Annotated in this window: 15 protein-coding genes; 9 read left to right on the top strand and 6 right to left on the bottom strand. The window is 59.8% G+C overall.

Annotated features, from left to right (window positions below; translation table 11 throughout):
* The first annotated feature begins 13 nt into the window (after positions 1 to 13).
* The 7 genes from ACP2AU_RS03435 (at position 14) to ACP2AU_RS03405 (ending at position 5,963) form a co-directional block, all read left to right on the top strand.
* Positions 14 to 880 (top strand): TonB family protein, encoded by an 867-nt coding sequence (locus ACP2AU_RS03435; RefSeq protein ID WP_426374502.1) that lies wholly within the window; start codon positions 14 to 16, stop codon positions 878 to 880.
* The gene (locus tag ACP2AU_RS03430; RefSeq protein ID WP_426374501.1) at positions 877 to 1,443 is read left to right on the top strand and encodes a YqgE/AlgH family protein; all 567 of its coding nucleotides are present in this window, start codon (positions 877 to 879) and stop codon (positions 1,441 to 1,443) included. The genes ACP2AU_RS03435 and ACP2AU_RS03430 overlap by 4 nt, the downstream gene beginning before the upstream one ends.
* The gene (gene ruvX / locus ACP2AU_RS03425) at positions 1,436 to 1,867 is read left to right on the top strand and encodes a Holliday junction resolvase RuvX (RefSeq protein ID WP_426374500.1); all 432 of its coding nucleotides are present in this window, start codon (positions 1,436 to 1,438) and stop codon (positions 1,865 to 1,867) included. The genes ACP2AU_RS03430 and ruvX overlap by 8 nt, the downstream gene beginning before the upstream one ends.
* A 19-nt stretch (positions 1,868 to 1,886) precedes the next feature.
* Positions 1,887 to 2,396, top strand: a complete 510-nt coding sequence (pyrR, locus tag ACP2AU_RS03420) for a bifunctional pyr operon transcriptional regulator/uracil phosphoribosyltransferase PyrR (protein ID WP_426374498.1) — start codon at positions 1,887 to 1,889, stop codon at positions 2,394 to 2,396.
* A 28-nt stretch (positions 2,397 to 2,424) separates the two neighbouring features.
* Positions 2,425 to 3,444: an aspartate carbamoyltransferase catalytic subunit gene (locus ACP2AU_RS03415; protein WP_426374497.1), complete on the top strand. Its 1,020-nt coding sequence runs from the start codon at positions 2,425 to 2,427 to the stop codon at positions 3,442 to 3,444.
* A complete protein-coding gene (locus ACP2AU_RS03410) occupies positions 3,441 to 4,760 on the top strand; it encodes a dihydroorotase (RefSeq protein ID WP_426374495.1) in 1,320 nt (439 codons plus the stop codon). Before ACP2AU_RS03415 ends, ACP2AU_RS03410 begins: the two co-directional genes overlap by 4 nt.
* Before the next feature lie 216 nt (positions 4,761 to 4,976).
* Positions 4,977 to 5,963, top strand: a complete 987-nt coding sequence (locus tag ACP2AU_RS03405; RefSeq protein ID WP_426375070.1) for a putative solute-binding protein — start codon at positions 4,977 to 4,979, stop codon at positions 5,961 to 5,963.
* A 37-nt stretch (positions 5,964 to 6,000) separates the two neighbouring features.
* Here the strand turns inward: ACP2AU_RS03405 and ACP2AU_RS03400 are convergent, their stop codons facing one another.
* Positions 6,001 to 6,273 (bottom strand): HU family DNA-binding protein, encoded by a 273-nt coding sequence (locus tag ACP2AU_RS03400; RefSeq protein WP_426374494.1) that lies wholly within the window; start codon positions 6,271 to 6,273, stop codon positions 6,001 to 6,003.
* 257 nt (positions 6,274 to 6,530) lie between these two features.
* Between ACP2AU_RS03400 and ACP2AU_RS03395 the strand changes: the two genes are divergently transcribed.
* Positions 6,531 to 7,583 (top strand): hypothetical protein, encoded by a 1,053-nt coding sequence (locus ACP2AU_RS03395; RefSeq protein WP_426374492.1) that lies wholly within the window; start codon positions 6,531 to 6,533, stop codon positions 7,581 to 7,583.
* 26 nt (positions 7,584 to 7,609) lie between these two features.
* Complete coding sequence (locus ACP2AU_RS03390) at positions 7,610 to 9,676, top strand: TRAP transporter large permease subunit (protein ID WP_426374491.1); 2,067 nt, start codon at positions 7,610 to 7,612, stop codon at positions 9,674 to 9,676.
* Between the two features lie 81 nt (positions 9,677 to 9,757).
* Here ACP2AU_RS03390 and ACP2AU_RS03385 read toward each other — a convergent pair whose 3' ends face one another.
* The 5 genes from ACP2AU_RS03385 to ACP2AU_RS03365 form a co-directional block, all read right to left on the bottom strand.
* Positions 9,758 to 11,293 (bottom strand): phosphoenolpyruvate carboxykinase, encoded by a 1,536-nt coding sequence (locus ACP2AU_RS03385; protein ID WP_426374489.1) that lies wholly within the window; start codon positions 11,291 to 11,293, stop codon positions 9,758 to 9,760.
* Positions 11,294 to 11,467: 174 nt separating this feature from the next.
* The gene (gene hslO, locus ACP2AU_RS03380; protein ID WP_426374488.1) at positions 11,468 to 12,322 is read right to left on the bottom strand and encodes an Hsp33 family molecular chaperone HslO; all 855 of its coding nucleotides are present in this window, start codon (positions 12,320 to 12,322) and stop codon (positions 11,468 to 11,470) included.
* 76 nt (positions 12,323 to 12,398) lie between these two features.
* Positions 12,399 to 12,806 (bottom strand): ribosome-associated heat shock protein Hsp15, encoded by a 408-nt coding sequence (gene hslR, locus ACP2AU_RS03375; protein ID WP_426374486.1) that lies wholly within the window; start codon positions 12,804 to 12,806, stop codon positions 12,399 to 12,401.
* A gap of 50 nt (positions 12,807 to 12,856) precedes the next feature.
* Positions 12,857 to 13,546: a GMP/IMP nucleotidase gene (gene yrfG / locus ACP2AU_RS03370; protein WP_426374484.1), complete on the bottom strand. Its 690-nt coding sequence runs from the start codon at positions 13,544 to 13,546 to the stop codon at positions 12,857 to 12,859.
* An 85-nt stretch (positions 13,547 to 13,631) separates the two neighbouring features.
* Complete coding sequence (locus tag ACP2AU_RS03365; RefSeq protein WP_426374482.1) at positions 13,632 to 13,964, bottom strand: hypothetical protein; 333 nt, start codon at positions 13,962 to 13,964, stop codon at positions 13,632 to 13,634.
* Positions 13,965 to 14,077: the final 113 nt, after the last annotated feature.

The following is a 14,077-nucleotide window of genomic DNA, read 5'->3' as shown; positions in this document are numbered from 1 at the left end:
TTCAGGACCCGTCATGTCTACCCAGGTAAGCGATTTCGATCGGTTTTCCTTCACCCTGTTCATGGCACTGGCGGTTCATGCCGTTGTGGTGCTGGGGATAACCTTTGCCCCGGAATCACCCCGATCTTCGGCACAGACCATGGAAATTACGCTGTCCCAGTTTGACGATGAGCAGGCACCGGACAAGGCGGATTTTCTGGCTCAGAGTAATCAGCAAGGCAGTGGCACGGAAGAAGAGGCCATGGAAATGACCTCACCCAATCCATCCGAGGTCAGTCAGCCCGAGCCTGTCCAGGTTCAGCCGCAGCCACAGACCACGACCGCGCCTCAGCCGAGAGAGCAGCGGTCCGTGGTGCGAACCGAGAGCCGGGCAGAGCGGCAGGTTGGCAAGCCGGAACAGCAAACCGAGCCCCGGGAAGAGTCTTTGCCCCGGAGTGAGAAAAGAAGCCTGATGGAGCGCAGTCTGGAAATCGCCAGTCTGGAAGCCCGGTTTGATGCCCAGCAGCGAGCCTATGCCCGCAAGCCGCGGGTGATGCGGGTAACGGCCGCCTCAACCCTGAAATCCAGTAACGCCTGGTATGTGCAGAACTGGGTCGGCAAGGTGACCCGGGTTGGGAACATTAATTATCCCACGGAAGCCAGGCAGGCGGGCATTTACGGCACGTTACGGATGCTGGTTTCCCTGAAGAAAGATGGCACAATCAAGGAAGTGGCGATCCTCCAGTCCTCCGGGAGTACGGTACTGGATGACGCGGCAATCCGAATCGTGCGTATGGCGGCTCCGTTCGCGCCTTTCCCCGAGGAAATGCGCCAGAATGTGGATGAGCTGGAAATCATACGCACCTGGTCATTCCAGCGACGGGGGCTCTCATCCGGATGACATCAGAACAAGGTACAAGCGTCTGCCTCAGGCATCACTTTCTGGTTGCGTCGCCCTGGCTGGCCGATCCCCGGTTCCACGGCGGTGTGATCTATCTGTGCGAGCATTCAGACGAAGGTGCGCTGGGGTTGATGGTCAACCAGCCGCTGGATATTCATCTGGGTGAAATCCTGGAGCAGCTTGATATGCACGGCGGCGAGCTTGACCTGCCGGTGTTCACGGGAGGGCCGGTCCAGCCGGAGCGTGGTTTCGTGCTGCATTCGCCGGGGCAGCATTGGCAGAATACCACCCGTGTGACCGACGATGTGTTGTTGACGACTTCCCGGGATGTTCTCGAAAGTATTGGCCAGGACCAGGGGCCGGAATCGTTTCTGGTGGCCCTGGGGTATGCCGGTTGGGGTGAGGGCCAGCTGGAAGATGAATTAGGCAGTAATGCCTGGCTGACTTGCCCGGCCAGCATCGATATTCTGTTCCGCACGCCGGCTGACCAGCGGTACCAGGCTGTGCTGAAGATGATGGGCATTGATCTGAATCAGCTCAGCGATTCGGTGGGCCATGCCTGACACCGCCAACCGCCGCATACTTGCGTTTGATTTCGGTACGCGCCGCATGGGCGTGGCCTCCGGGCAGGAAATGCTCGGCACCGGCCAGCCCCTGGCCATGTTGCCGGCGCGGGATGGTATCCCTGACTGGCGCCGGATTGAGGCGCTGCTTGAAGAATGGCAACCGGACATTGTGCTGGTGGGCCTGCCCCTGAATATGGATGATTCCGAGAACGAGATGTGCGCGCGGGCCCGAAAATTCGGCAAGCGTCTGCACGGACGCTACCACGTGACGGTTGAGATGGTGGATGAGCGGCTGACCAGTTTTGAGGCCAAGGGTGATGTCATGGCCGGTGGTGGTAGCCGGGATTTTGGCCGGCACGGCGTTGATGACCGTGCCGCGGTGTTGATACTGGAAACCTGGTGCCGGGAACAGGCCGGCTGACCTGCTAGACGAGGCTGTAATGACCGCATTGCTTGATATAGACCAGCTACTCGACACCCTGGAGTCGGGCTTACGAACACTGCTTCAGGAGCGTGGCGTCGACAAGCCGGTGCTGATTGGTATTCGGACCGGCGGGGTCTGGCTGGCCGACGCCCTGGGTAAACGGCTGGGCATTGCCCAGCCCTTCGGTGAGCTGGATATTTCGTTCTATCGGGACGATTTCAGTCGTATTGGCCTGAATCCTCGGGTGATGCCTTCGAGCCTGCCGTTTGATACCGAAGGCCGGGATGTCATCCTTATCGATGATGTGATCATGAGCGGGCGGACCATTCGCGCGGCGATGAACGAAATATTCGACTACGGCCGTCCGGCCAGTATCATACTGGCCACGCTGGTTGATATGGGTGCCAGAGAGCTGCCGATCCAGCCCGATGTGGTCGGCCGGGCACTGACTCTGGATGCCCGCCAGCGAGTGAAACTGCGTGGCCCCGAACCGTTGCGCATTGAAGTACAGGAATCTGGGCAGTAAACCTTCCCAAATTGATAACAGGCGAGCCATGACCGAGACTGACCCTTCCCCGAACCACTTGCAGCTGACCCGGGGTGGTCAGTTGCGGCATTTCCTGACGCTGGATGGCCTGAGCCGGCCGCTGCTCACGGATATTCTCGACACCGCTGACTCGTTTATCGAAGTGGGAGCGAGAAGCATCAAGAAAGTACCGTTGCTCAGGGGCCGGACGGTGGCTAACCTGTTTTTCGAATCCAGCACCCGTACCCGCAGCACCTTCGAGCTGGCGGCAAAACGCCTGTCGGCCGACGTTCTGAATCTGGACATTTCCACCTCGGCCACCTCCAAGGGCGAATCACTGTCTGATACCCTGCTGAACCTGGAGGCCATGGCCTCCGATATGTTTGTTGTGCGGCATTCCCAGAGTGGTGCGCCTCACTTCATTGCCGAGAGCGTGACTCCGGGTGTGGCGATCATCAATGCCGGTGATGGCCGCCATGCCCACCCTACCCAGGCCATGCTGGATATGCTGACCATCCGTCAGCACAAGAAGCAGTTTGAAGGCCTGAAAGTCGCTATTGTGGGCGATGTGCTGCATTCGCGAGTGGCCCGCTCGCAGATCCGCGCCCTGAATGAGTTGGGCGCCGAAGAGGTACGGGTGATTGCGCCCGGCACGCTGCTGCCCAGAGATGTCGAGGAGCTGGGATGCACCGTGGAATACGATATGGCCCGCGGCATGAAAGACCTGGATGTGGTGATTATGCTGCGGCTACAGAAAGAGCGCATGGAAGGTGCCTTGCTGCCCAGTGAACGCGAATTCTACCGCCTGTACGGCCTGAACCAGGAAAAGCTGGCCCTCGCGAAGCCGGACTGCATTGTGATGCACCCGGGTCCTATCAATCGTGGTGTCGAAATTGAATCGGCCGTCGCCGACGGCCGCCAGTCAGTTATCCTCAATCAGGTAACCAATGGTATTGCTGTTCGCATGGCTGTGATGTCCATGGCCATGAGCGGGCAAATGGCAGAGCGTCAGCAAAGACAGCTGGAACAGCAGGAGGGCCGGGCATGACACAGGTGGTAAATGGGAGTGAGGCTGGCCTGAGGCTCACGGGTGGGCAGTTGTTTGTTCCGAATGAAGGGCTGATAGCCAACCCGGGGTTACTGGTCCGTGGTGGATACATTGAAGCCGTGGGCGAGCAGGCCCGCGCCGGCGAGGCGGGCGCAACGTTCAGCGCCGAGGGTCACATCATTGCCCCCGGATTTATTGACCTGTGCTGTAACCTGCGTGAACCGGGCAATGGCCAGAAAGGCAATATTGCCTCGGAAACCCGGGCTGCGGCCCACGGTGGCTTCACCACGGTCTGTGCATCGCCGGAGACATCGCCGGTTAACGATTCCGGAGCCGTGACCAACCTGATTCTGGATGGCGCCGGCTCCCGCGGCGTGGTTCGGGTCTTGCCGATTGGCGCCATTACCCGTGGCCTGGACGGTGACCTGCTCAGCGACATGGCCGGTCTGAAAGCGGCCGGCTGTGTTGCCGTTGGCAACGGCTCACGGGGGGTTCGTAATGCCCGGATTCTCCGCCGTTGTATGGCTTACGCCCAGACCTTCGGGCTGACCGTGATGTTCAGCCCGGAAAATGCGGCCCTGGCGGCTGATGGCTACGCCCATGACGGCCAGGTGACCACCCGGTTGGGGCTGCTTGGCATTCCCGAGGTGGCAGAGACGGCGGCGGTGATGGAAATGCTGTTGCTGGCGGAGGAGACCGGCGTGCAACTGCACCTGAGCCAGCTGTCCTGTGCCCGCAGTGTCGAGATGCTGGCGGAAGCACGCCAGAAGGGTGTGCGGGTTACGGCGGATGTGGCCATGCATCAGCTCGTCTTTACTGAAACGGCGCTGGCCGGTTTCGACAGTCGCTTTCATGTGCGGCCGCCGTTGCGCGGGGAAGCCGATCGCCAGGCACTGCTGGCCGGCGTGCGGGCCGGTGTTATTGATGCCATCGTCAGCCAGCACCAGCCCCACGACTCTGCCGCCAAGCAGGCGCCGCTGCCGGCAACCGAACCGGGGCTTTCGAGCATTGAAAGCGTGCTCTCCCTGGGATTGGAGCTGGTCACGCGCAACGAACTGGCTATGGCGGATTTGCTACGGGCGCTGACCAACGGCCCGGCCGGTGTTCTGGGCCAGGCGACAGCGCTGACAGCCGGTGCTCCTGCAGATCTCTGCGTTTTTGACCCCGATGCCCGCTGGCAGCCGGCGGTGACAACGCTGTTGTCTGCGGGGCGACACGCTCCGGTGATGGATCGTTCTTTGCCCGGGGTCATGAAGCTCACGCTGGTGGCCGGCCGTGCCGCCTGGCAGGCCGGCGATATCGCACCTGGAAAATGAGGCCGAGGTAGCCCTGCCTCTGTCGACATCATCACAGAACACACCGGTTTTGCTGAAAAACGCTTGATGAAAGGCACCTGAGCCAACGTATTCTATGCCCTGACCTTTTACGGTCAGGGTATAGAATGAGAGCCGGCCACCCGGATGTGGCCGGCCCGACAATAAAAACTCAGGAGTCATCCCGTGAAAACAGCCACTCTCTCCCGCCGCTTCGCCATGGCAGCCGCCCTGTGCGCCAGTCTTGTGGCGCCTTCCCTGGTTCAGGCTCAGGCTGAAATCCTGGAGCGCAGCTTCTGCGTGTTTGACCCGGTTGGCGCTAATGGTCCTCTCTTTGCGATTACCAAGGAATTCCAGCCCGTTGCTTTGAAGCGGGGTATCAAGCTGAATCTGCGAGCCTACACCGATGAAAAGGTGGCTGCCGAGGACTTCAAGGCGGGCCAGTGCGACGCAGTTTTGCTCACCGGAACTCGCGCCCGTGAGTTCAACAAGTTTACCGGCAGTCTGGAAGCCATGGGAGCGGTACCGGGCGAAGAGGAAATGCGACTGCTTTACAACACCCTGAGCCAGGCCAAAGCGCGGCCCTTCCTGGTTGACGGCCCCTACGAAGTGGCCGGGGTGTTCCCCGCCGGAGCCATCTACCTGTACACCCGAGACCGGGCGATCGACTCGGTAGACAAACTACAGGGTCAGCGGATTGCAACGCTCGATTACGATACGGCGTCGGTGAGAATGGTACGCCACGTTGGTGCGTCAGTGGTGGGTTCCAATTCCGCCAATTTTGCCGGCAAATTCAATAACGGCAGCGTGGACCTGGCCTACGCGCCGGCCGTGGCCTACCAGCCGCTGGAGCTGTACAAGGGCGTCAATTCCAAGGGGGGTGTCTTCAAGTACGCGCTGGCTTATATGAATTTCCAGGTGATTATCCACCGTGACCGGTTCCCCGAGGACGCCGGCCAAATGGTGCGGGACGAGTCCATCAAACGAATCGATCAGGCCTATGACATCATCGCGGAGGCCGAAGCCGGCATTCCTGAGACCGTCTGGATGCACCCGCCGAGAGAGGATGTGGCGGAATACGACAAGATGTTGCGCCAGGTGAGGCTGTCGTTGCTTGAGGATGGCGTTTACGACGATCGCGCGATCAAGCTGATGAAGGCGATTCGCTGCCGGGTGGATGGCTCGCGCTCGGAATGTGCGTCCTGAGGCATTGAGTGGCCCGCCGTTGGCGGGCCCGTGACGATTACTTGATGGCGTCTTTCAGGGCTTTGCCGGCCTTGAAGCCCACGGTCTTGCTGGCAGGGATTTCAATGCTTGCACCGGTTTGCGGGTTGCGCCCGCTGCGGGCTTCGCGGCTACGGATGTTGAAGGTTCCGAAACCGATCAGGGTAACGTCTTCGCCCCGGGCGGTCGCTGCCGACACTTGATCGGTAAACGCGTTGACCACCTCTCCGGCTTTTTCCCGGGTGAGCCCGGTTTTTTCGGCAATCGCGGCAGCAAGTTCAGGTTTACGCATTTCACACTCCTGATTTCTCATTTTGTTTTTCGGCTGAATCCCCCGGCAAGCGCAGAGGTTGAAGCAATCTATAGTGGCTTTGCCTGGAATTCGCAAACTGTCATCGGTAACCGGGCGTCCCGCTGCCGTCATTTGCGGGATTGGTCTCATAAACCGGTAATGGAGTTCGTCATAATGGCCGGCGGTTACACGCTGTAACATTTGGCGCAGGGTGTTCTCCCAACCGGATACAACACAAGAAAAAAGGCTAGGCAGGTATGAAGATTTTCGGAAAATTCCCGACCAAGGGGGCAGATCTTCGCGGTGCGTTGGCGGCATTGGCCGCAGGCGTTTTGTTGAGTGGCTGTGGTGCGGTCAATCACATGATCTACAAAACCACCGGCGACGTCATGAAAGGCTTTTCCCGGGATCACACCGTTCCTTACCTGATGGAGTCCGATGATCTGGCGATGGGATGCGCCATGAGCGAAGCCACGGCGCCCTTGCTGATGTCGTTTGGCCGGGTAACCAGCGAGCCGGATCAACTGGCGGTTATGCTTTATCTGTCTTCCGGAAGCTGCGCGGAAGAGCAGGCCCGGGAGCATGAACTGGCCGGGCTGGCGGCGATGTATGCGATGGATGCAACCGCAGCGGAAGATGCGTTTATTCGTCAGAAGCGTGCCCATGCGCTTGCCGCACGCCGTTATCTGAAGAGCTGGCAGCACCACAACCGTCACTATGGTAATCCGGACGAGACCGAGTGCCCCGACTTCGATGACGACATGGACGAATTTATGTACATGGCCGGCTTGTTGTCCGGGTTGCAGGCGCTCAACGCCCAGATTCAGGCGACCTCCTCGGTGGGGGTTCCGTTTAATACCGGTTCGGTCGTCGGTCGTGCCACCCAGTGTCTGGACAACAAAAAATGGTGGGGAGCGCCCATGGGGTTGCGTGCCACCGTGTGGGCCATGATTCCGGGCACCCAGCCCCAGGGTGAAGATGCCTTTGAGCGCCTTGATATCGCCGCTGAACAGGGGGAGCAGGCCGGGGTGCGCCTGGGCCATGTGTTTCAGGCGATTGCTGCTCTGAACAAGAACGATGAAGCCCTGGTTAAATCGGTGATTCGGGACCATGCCGATTCCCTGGAAAGCACCGGCCGTAACGAGGACTGGCGTTTTGTGGATGCCATGGCGACCGATATGCTGCTGGCGATTTCCGATCGGCTGTGGGTGGAAAATACCGGTCACCGCACGCCCATGGGGCAGTTTGGGACATTCTGGGATGACCAGCGTGAACCCGTCGAGACCATGGATCTGGACGATCTGTTGTAAGCCATCATCAAGCTGAGTAAGCCGTTATGAGCCAGGGTGGTTTTCGTCGAAGTGGTCTGGAGTGGTTTTCATCGCTGCCGGCCTGTTTGTTGTTGTTGGCGGTGGTTCTGTTCTCGACCAGCAGTGATATCCACAACCAGATGTTGCGTGCCGGGGAGCAGCTCTGGAGCGGGTATTACAAGCTGCGGATGGACCCGGTCAAGCCGGAGTGCAATCTGAACCGGGACATCGAGGCCGAAGTTGCCCGCGAGCTGGCCCGGCAGCCGGCTGCCGATGACCCGATGGCAGCACTGTTGGGTGCCCATGAAAAAGACCCGCAGGAAGTGCGACTTGCCATCGAGCGTTCACTGGCAGACTGTCGTGCCGCTCACGCCAGCTATGACGATCTGCAGGGCAAACTTACGCCCGGGGTGAAAGTTTATCGCGCCGTTGAGTTGTTCGTGGCCGACCTGATTGCCTTCGGGTTGACGGCGCAGCGCTATGTCCTGGTGGTTCTGGTCATGCTGTGTGCGGTTACCGCCACACTGACCCGTCACCACATCGCTATGCGGGCGATGGAAACGCGGCTCGATTACACGGTTTCCTATACTCTGCAAACCATAGCCAATGCCATGCTATTGGGCTCGTCAGTCATTTTCAGGCAGTCCAGCCTGGCGAGCAGCACCACGGTATCCGCAGAGGAATTGTTGCTGCATCACTTCTGGATTGTCGGCTTTGGCTGCCTGACCCTGGCGAGCCTGTACCGGCTGTTCCGGGTGCCGGCGAACCTGTCCGAAGGCGGCAACCTGAATCAGGCCTTCCTTTCGGTACCGCTTTATACGGTCATGTGCCTGATCTCGGGCACCTACTTTGCCATGATCGGGCACTCGTCGGGCATTGGTATCTATCTCGGCAAGATGATGGAACTTGCCGATATGTTCCTGAATGTGGGCCTGTATGTCTGGGTCGGCATGATGCTGAAACAGACGCGACTGGCGACCCTGGTGTTTAATATTTTTCGTCCCTGGCGGATGCCCCCGGAAATGCTTGCGGTTGTGGCGGTTCTGGTGGCCGCGGTGCCGACGGCTTACACCGGGGCCTCCGGTATTTTTGTCATTGCTGCCGGTGCGGTGATCTACAGTGAGCTGCGGGCCGCCGGTGCGCGCAGGCACCTCGCTCTGGCGGCCACGGCCATGTCCGGCTCCCTGGGGGTGGTTCTGAGGCCGTGCCTGCTGGTGGTGGTGATTGCCTACCTGAACCGGGAAGTCACCACAGACGAACTGTTCGGCTGGGGAATCTGGGTTTTCGTTCTGACCGCCACCCTGTTTGCCCTGGTGGCGCTGACCGTCAACCGGCAGAGTGAGTTTAACCTCGCTCCGGCAGCGGATGCGTTGCCGGCTTCGTTGCAGGCCCTGCGGCCCCTGATTCCGTATGTGCTGGTGATTGCTTTCGTGGTGCTGGTTTACCGGTTTGCCCTGGATGTCAGCATGGATGAATTCTCGGCACCCCGTTTGTTGCCCGTGATCATGCTGGCCATTCTGGTGTATGAGCACATCAGCCTTAAAAGCCGGGGAGGGCGGGCCTCTGGTGACATCAATCACCAGGGGCTGGAGCGAAGTGTTCGTGGTGCCACCAACGACACCACCGCCGAAATTGGCGCGCTGTTACTGTTGCTGGGGTTGTCGGTGAGTATCGGCGGCGTGATCGAGCGCTCCCACATCATGGAGGCCTTCCCCCAGGCGTTCGACAGCCCCTGGGCCGCGATGCTGCTGATGGTGGTCATCCTGGTGATCCTCGGGATGATCATGGATGCCTTTGGCGCCGTGATTCTGGTCACCGCGACCGTGGCAACGATTGCCTACTCCAGTGGCATCCACCCCATCCATTTCTGGATGGTCACGCTGGTGGCCTTCGAGCTGGGTTATCTGAGCCCGCCCGTGGCTCTGAACCATCTGCTGACCCGGCAGGTGGTGGGGGAGGCTGAAGTGTTGGCCGCGCAGCAGGAAACGGGCACCTTTTACCAGCGTCACGAGCGCATCATCATGCCTCTGATTGCCATGGGGATTTCGCTGGTGCTGGTGGCGTTTGTGCCGCTATTGTTCTATGCCAGCTGATTGCTTCAGCCAGCCTGAAGGACAACCATAAAAAAAGCGCCGTGCTTTCGCAGGGCGCTTTTTTTTGGCCGGGAGCCCGCGTTAGCTGGCTTTCGGGCCGGCTTCAACGATGGCTTCTGCCACGTCGAACTTCTTGAAGTTCTCGACGAACTGGGCGATCAGTTCCTGGGCTTTGCCGTCGTAGTAATCCGGGCTGACCCAGGTGTTACGCGGGTTGAGCAGCTCGGTGTCCACGCCAGGTGCGTGCTTGGGCACGTCCAGGTTCAGGGTGTCCAGGTGCTCGGTTTCCACGTCGTCCAGGTCGCCGTTCTGGATGGCGGCGATGATGGCGCGTGTGGTCGGGATGCTGAACCGCTTGCCTTCACCGAAGGGGCCGCCGGTCCAGCCGGTATTGACCAGGAAGACTTTGCTGCCGAACTCGTCGATGCGCTTCATCAGCAGCTCGGCGTATACGCCAGCCGGGCGCGGGAAGAACGGCGCGCCGAAGCAGGTGGAGAAGGTGGACTTGAGCTTGGAAGACGAGCCCATTTCGGTAGAGCCCACCAGGGCGGTGTAGCCGCTCAGGAAGTGGTAGGCAGCAGCTTCCCGGCTGAGTATGGATACCGGAGGCAGAACGCCGGTCATGTCGCAGGTCAGGAAGATGATGTGCGAGGGTTCACCAGCACGGTTCTCGATCACGCGCTTCTCAACGTGCTCCAGCGGGTAGGCACAACGTGAGTTCTCGGTCAGGGAGACGTCGGTGTAGTCCGGCTCGCGGGTTTCCGGGTCGATCTTGACGTTTTCAACGATGGCGCCGAAGCGGATAGCGTCCCAGATGATCGGCTCGTTCTTCTGGCTCAGGTCGATGCACTTGGCGTAGCACCCCCCTTCGATGTTGAAGACGGTGCCGGGGCCCCAGCCGTGTTCGTCGTCGCCGATCAGGAACCGGTGAGGATCGGCCGAGAGGGTGGTCTTGCCGGTACCGGACAGACCAAAGAACAGGCAGGTCTCGCCGGTTTCACTGACGTTGGCCGAGCAGTGCATGGGCAGAACATCTTTCTCGGGCAGGAGGAAGTTCTGAACCGAGAACATGGCCTTTTTCATCTCACCCGCGTAATGCATACCCGCGAGCAATACCTTGCGCTTGGCAAAGTTGATAATGACACAGCCATTGGAGTTGGTGCCGTCCCGCTCGGGGTCGCACTCGAAGTTGGCGACATTGAGAATCTGCCATTCCTGTTTGTCGGCCGGGTTGAAACCGTCGGGGCGAATGAACAGGTTGCGGCCAAACAGGTTTTGCCAGGCGGTTTCGGTGGTCATCTTGACCGGCAGATAATGCTCGGGGTCAGAACCGACGTGAACGTGAGAGACGAAGCGGTCTTTTTCCGCAATGTAGGCTTCAACACGGTCCCACAGGGCGTCGAACTTTTCGGCATCGAACGGGCGGTTGATCGGGCCCCAATGAATATCATCGGCGGTGCTGGGCTCCTCGACAATAAAACGGTCCATTGGAGACCGGCCGGTACGCTCGCCGGTGGTGACCACCAGGGAACCATTGGATGCCAGCTCGCCTTCGTTTCTTGCTAATGCCAGCTCGACCAGTCGTGCTGTACTCAGATCACTATAAGTGTTGCTCACTTCGACCTCGCCCTCGGGATGTCTTCGTGATTGCCCAGGCCGTCCCCCCGAAAATTGACGGAAAACTGAACAATCGGGTCAATTCAGGCGCGCTATTATGCCAGAGACGCCGGTAAAAAACGACTGCGCTGAAAGCCGCGCACGGCGCGGCTTTCAGGCAAATTCAGCCAATACTCAGTGTAACGTATGCCCGGTGAAAAGATGATCAATGTCATTCCTATCGAACCGATAGTTTGCGTGACAGAACTGGCAATCCATGTTGATGCTGCCCTGTTCGTCAAGGATGCTGTAGCACTCGTCTTTGCCAATAGCTTCGAGCGCGCCCAGCGTGCGCTCGCGGGAGCAACTGCAGCGAAAAGCAACCGGATCGGGTTCGAACAGGCGGACGGTTTCCTCGTGGAACAGGCGATGCAACAGTGTCTCGCTGTCCAGGTTGAGCAATTCTCCGGCCTCAACAGTCGCCGCCAGATGATTTATCCGGTTCCACAGGTCGTCATCGTCGTCGGTGTGCCCCGGCAGGCGCTGTAGCAGAAGGCCCGCGGCAGAGTCCTCATCGGCGAAGATAAACAGGCGGGTGGCAATCTGCTCAGAGCGCTCGAAGTACTCTTCGAGGCATCCAGCCAATGTGTTGGCCTCCCGGGGTACCACGCCCTGATAACGTTGGCCCTGTTCGGGTGTAATGGTAATTGCCATGCGGCTCTGGCCGAGCAGTTCGTGCATGGTTTCACCGCTGACGGCATCGGCATCAAACCGAGCCAGGCCACGGATATTGCGGTCATGGCTGCACTCGGCCATGAGGGTGCTCAGAGCGCCCTCTCCGGCGGCCTGCAATGACAGCGTGCCCTGGAATTTCAGGGTGCTGCTCATCAATACGCTGGCCACCAGGGCTTCACCCAGCAGTTGCCGCACGGAGTCCGGATACGGGGCCTGGCTGGTTACGTCCCTGTAGCTGTCGCCAAGCTGTACCCAGGCGCCCCGCACCTGACTGTGTTCAAAAAGAAAGCGTTGGAACTGGTCTCGGGATGCCATGGTTTCTCCTGGGGCTGCGTGATGGTTCGCTGAAACGGAATAATGGGTGAATCGTCAGGTGCACGGAATTGGCCCGTTACAGGCCATTTTGCTCCCGGAAACGCTGGATATCCCGACGATCTTTCTTGCTGGGTCTCCGGGCCGGGGGGAGTTGGGCTGCCTGCATGGTTTTGCGTTGCCAGGCCAGGTCTTCCCGGCGCTTGAGGCTGTCCTCGGTCTCGTGATACAGCTGCTGGGCTTCGGGAGCGCCCCGGCGCCGGTCACTGATGTCATCAATTACCACGATTTTCTCCTGCCATCCGAGGCGGAGCGTTACCCTGGCGCCGGTCTCAACGACTTTGCCGGGCTTGGTGCGCTGGCTATTGTAATGAACCTTGCCGCCTTCGATGGCCGCTTTGGCAAGCGAGCGGGTTTTATAGAATCGTGCCGCCCAGAGCCACTTATCGAGCCGGATTTTAGGATCCTCTGTGTTGGCCGCCTTCATATCTCCTCACCTGTTGGGCATCAGCTGCATCCCGGGCAATTATACGCAGCTCAACGGCCGGATGGCAGAGGCTGGCGCGACCGCAATGCCGGAAGGACTTCGTCAAAGTGATGAATGCCGGGAATCTCGGGGTGGTGATCCCTTGCCGGCTGCTGACTGTCAGGGGCCAGCACCGCGAGGCATTGCCCGATGCCTGCGGCATGGGCACTTTCAAGCACCGGGAAGCTGTCATCCACCATCAGGGTGGACTCGTGCCGGTAAGGCGCACGCTGCCCCAGATCTTGCCAGAAGGCGGGGTCTTCTTTGGGTTTGCCCAGCTGGTGGCTGGAAACAATGTCATCAACGTGTTGTTCCAGCCCGGTGCGCTGCAGTTTCAGCGCGAGTGGGTCCGGGTGGCAATTGGTGACGATAACAGAGCGCAGGCCGGCCTGGCGCAGGGCTGCGAGAAAGTCGGTTACGTGTGGACGATAGCCGATGCGGTTACCGACTTCTGCTTTCAGGCCGGTAACGTCCAGTTTCAGGCGGTCGCTCCAGTAGTCGGTGCAGTACCAGTTCAGCGAGCCGCGCTCGGCCATAATCATTGTGATCAGCTGCTCCCGCGCTTCGGCCGGAGGCAGGTCAAAGTGCTCGGCGTAGCGTCTGGGAAGGTGTTCCAGCCAGAAATGGTTATCGAAATGCAGATCCAGCAGCGTCCCATCCATATCGAGGAACACGGTATCGAGGGTTGACCAGTCCACCATAAACAAAACAGCCTGAAGAATTTTCCTCAGGCTGCCTCAGAACCCGGCCAGTGGCAAGCCGGGATTTTACGGATCAATCCGGCAATCAGTTGTCGGATTGCTCAACGGTCTCCGCCTTGCGTCCGGTGCGGGTGCAGCCCAGGCAGCGAACGAAAGTGGCCTTGGCGGGGCCGACCACCAGTACCTCGCCGGCTTCACCGGCATTGCCGCCGAGTGCCGAGAACGGCAGGGACACCAGGTAAACAGCGCTGCCGACGATGGTGGTAGCGAGCAGCGCCGGGCGCAGCAGCACGGCATCGGCCGTCATGGCCAGCGCAGACGGGCTCTCGTCCACGGCGCGGGCATGGCCAAGAGAAGAAAACGCCAGCAGGCAGGCTGCAAAGGTGGCTACCAGGGTGCGGGAAATCTTGCGGGTCATAACATTCTCTCCTGAACGTATCAGCCCGGTCAGTCAGGGCTCTTCTGTCTCGACTATGAGGAATCTGCGCGTTAGCGCCAAATCGCGTGACCGGGTACTAGCACTTCGTTAAC

The organism is Marinobacter sp. VGCF2001 (genome assembly GCF_049943275.1).
Classification (GTDB): Bacteria; Pseudomonadota; Gammaproteobacteria; order Pseudomonadales; family Oleiphilaceae; genus Marinobacter.
This window is presented reverse-complemented; position numbering and strand designations above follow the sequence as displayed.

What these genes read in the sequence shown, in the direction of transcription:
- ACP2AU_RS03435 (WP_426374502.1), top strand. Translation starts at nt 14, where the DNA reads ATGTCTACCCAGGTAAGCGATTTCGATCGGTTTTCCTTCACCCTGTTC.
- ACP2AU_RS03430 (WP_426374501.1), top strand. Translation starts at nt 877, where the DNA reads ATGACATCAGAACAAGGTACAAGCGTCTGCCTCAGGCATCACTTTCTG.
- ruvX (WP_426374500.1), top strand. Translation starts at nt 1,436, where the DNA reads ATGCCTGACACCGCCAACCGCCGCATACTTGCGTTTGATTTCGGTACG.
- pyrR (WP_426374498.1), top strand. Translation starts at nt 1,887, where the DNA reads ATGACCGCATTGCTTGATATAGACCAGCTACTCGACACCCTGGAGTCG.
- ACP2AU_RS03415 (WP_426374497.1), top strand. Translation starts at nt 2,425, where the DNA reads ATGACCGAGACTGACCCTTCCCCGAACCACTTGCAGCTGACCCGGGGT.
- ACP2AU_RS03410 (WP_426374495.1), top strand. Translation starts at nt 3,441, where the DNA reads ATGACACAGGTGGTAAATGGGAGTGAGGCTGGCCTGAGGCTCACGGGT.
- ACP2AU_RS03405 (WP_426375070.1), top strand. Translation starts at nt 4,977, where the DNA reads ATGGCAGCCGCCCTGTGCGCCAGTCTTGTGGCGCCTTCCCTGGTTCAG.
- ACP2AU_RS03400 (WP_426374494.1), bottom strand. Translation starts at nt 6,273, where the DNA reads ATGCGTAAACCTGAACTTGCTGCCGCGATTGCCGAAAAAACCGGGCTC.
- ACP2AU_RS03395 (WP_426374492.1), top strand. Translation starts at nt 6,531, where the DNA reads ATGAAGATTTTCGGAAAATTCCCGACCAAGGGGGCAGATCTTCGCGGT.
- ACP2AU_RS03390 (WP_426374491.1), top strand. Translation starts at nt 7,610, where the DNA reads ATGAGCCAGGGTGGTTTTCGTCGAAGTGGTCTGGAGTGGTTTTCATCG.
- hslO (WP_426374488.1), bottom strand. Translation starts at nt 12,322, where the DNA reads ATGGCATCCCGAGACCAGTTCCAACGCTTTCTTTTTGAACACAGTCAG.
- hslR (WP_426374486.1), bottom strand. Translation starts at nt 12,806, where the DNA reads ATGAAGGCGGCCAACACAGAGGATCCTAAAATCCGGCTCGATAAGTGG.
- yrfG (WP_426374484.1), bottom strand. Translation starts at nt 13,546, where the DNA reads ATGGTGGACTGGTCAACCCTCGATACCGTGTTCCTCGATATGGATGGG.
- ACP2AU_RS03365 (WP_426374482.1), bottom strand. Translation starts at nt 13,964, where the DNA reads ATGACCCGCAAGATTTCCCGCACCCTGGTAGCCACCTTTGCAGCCTGC.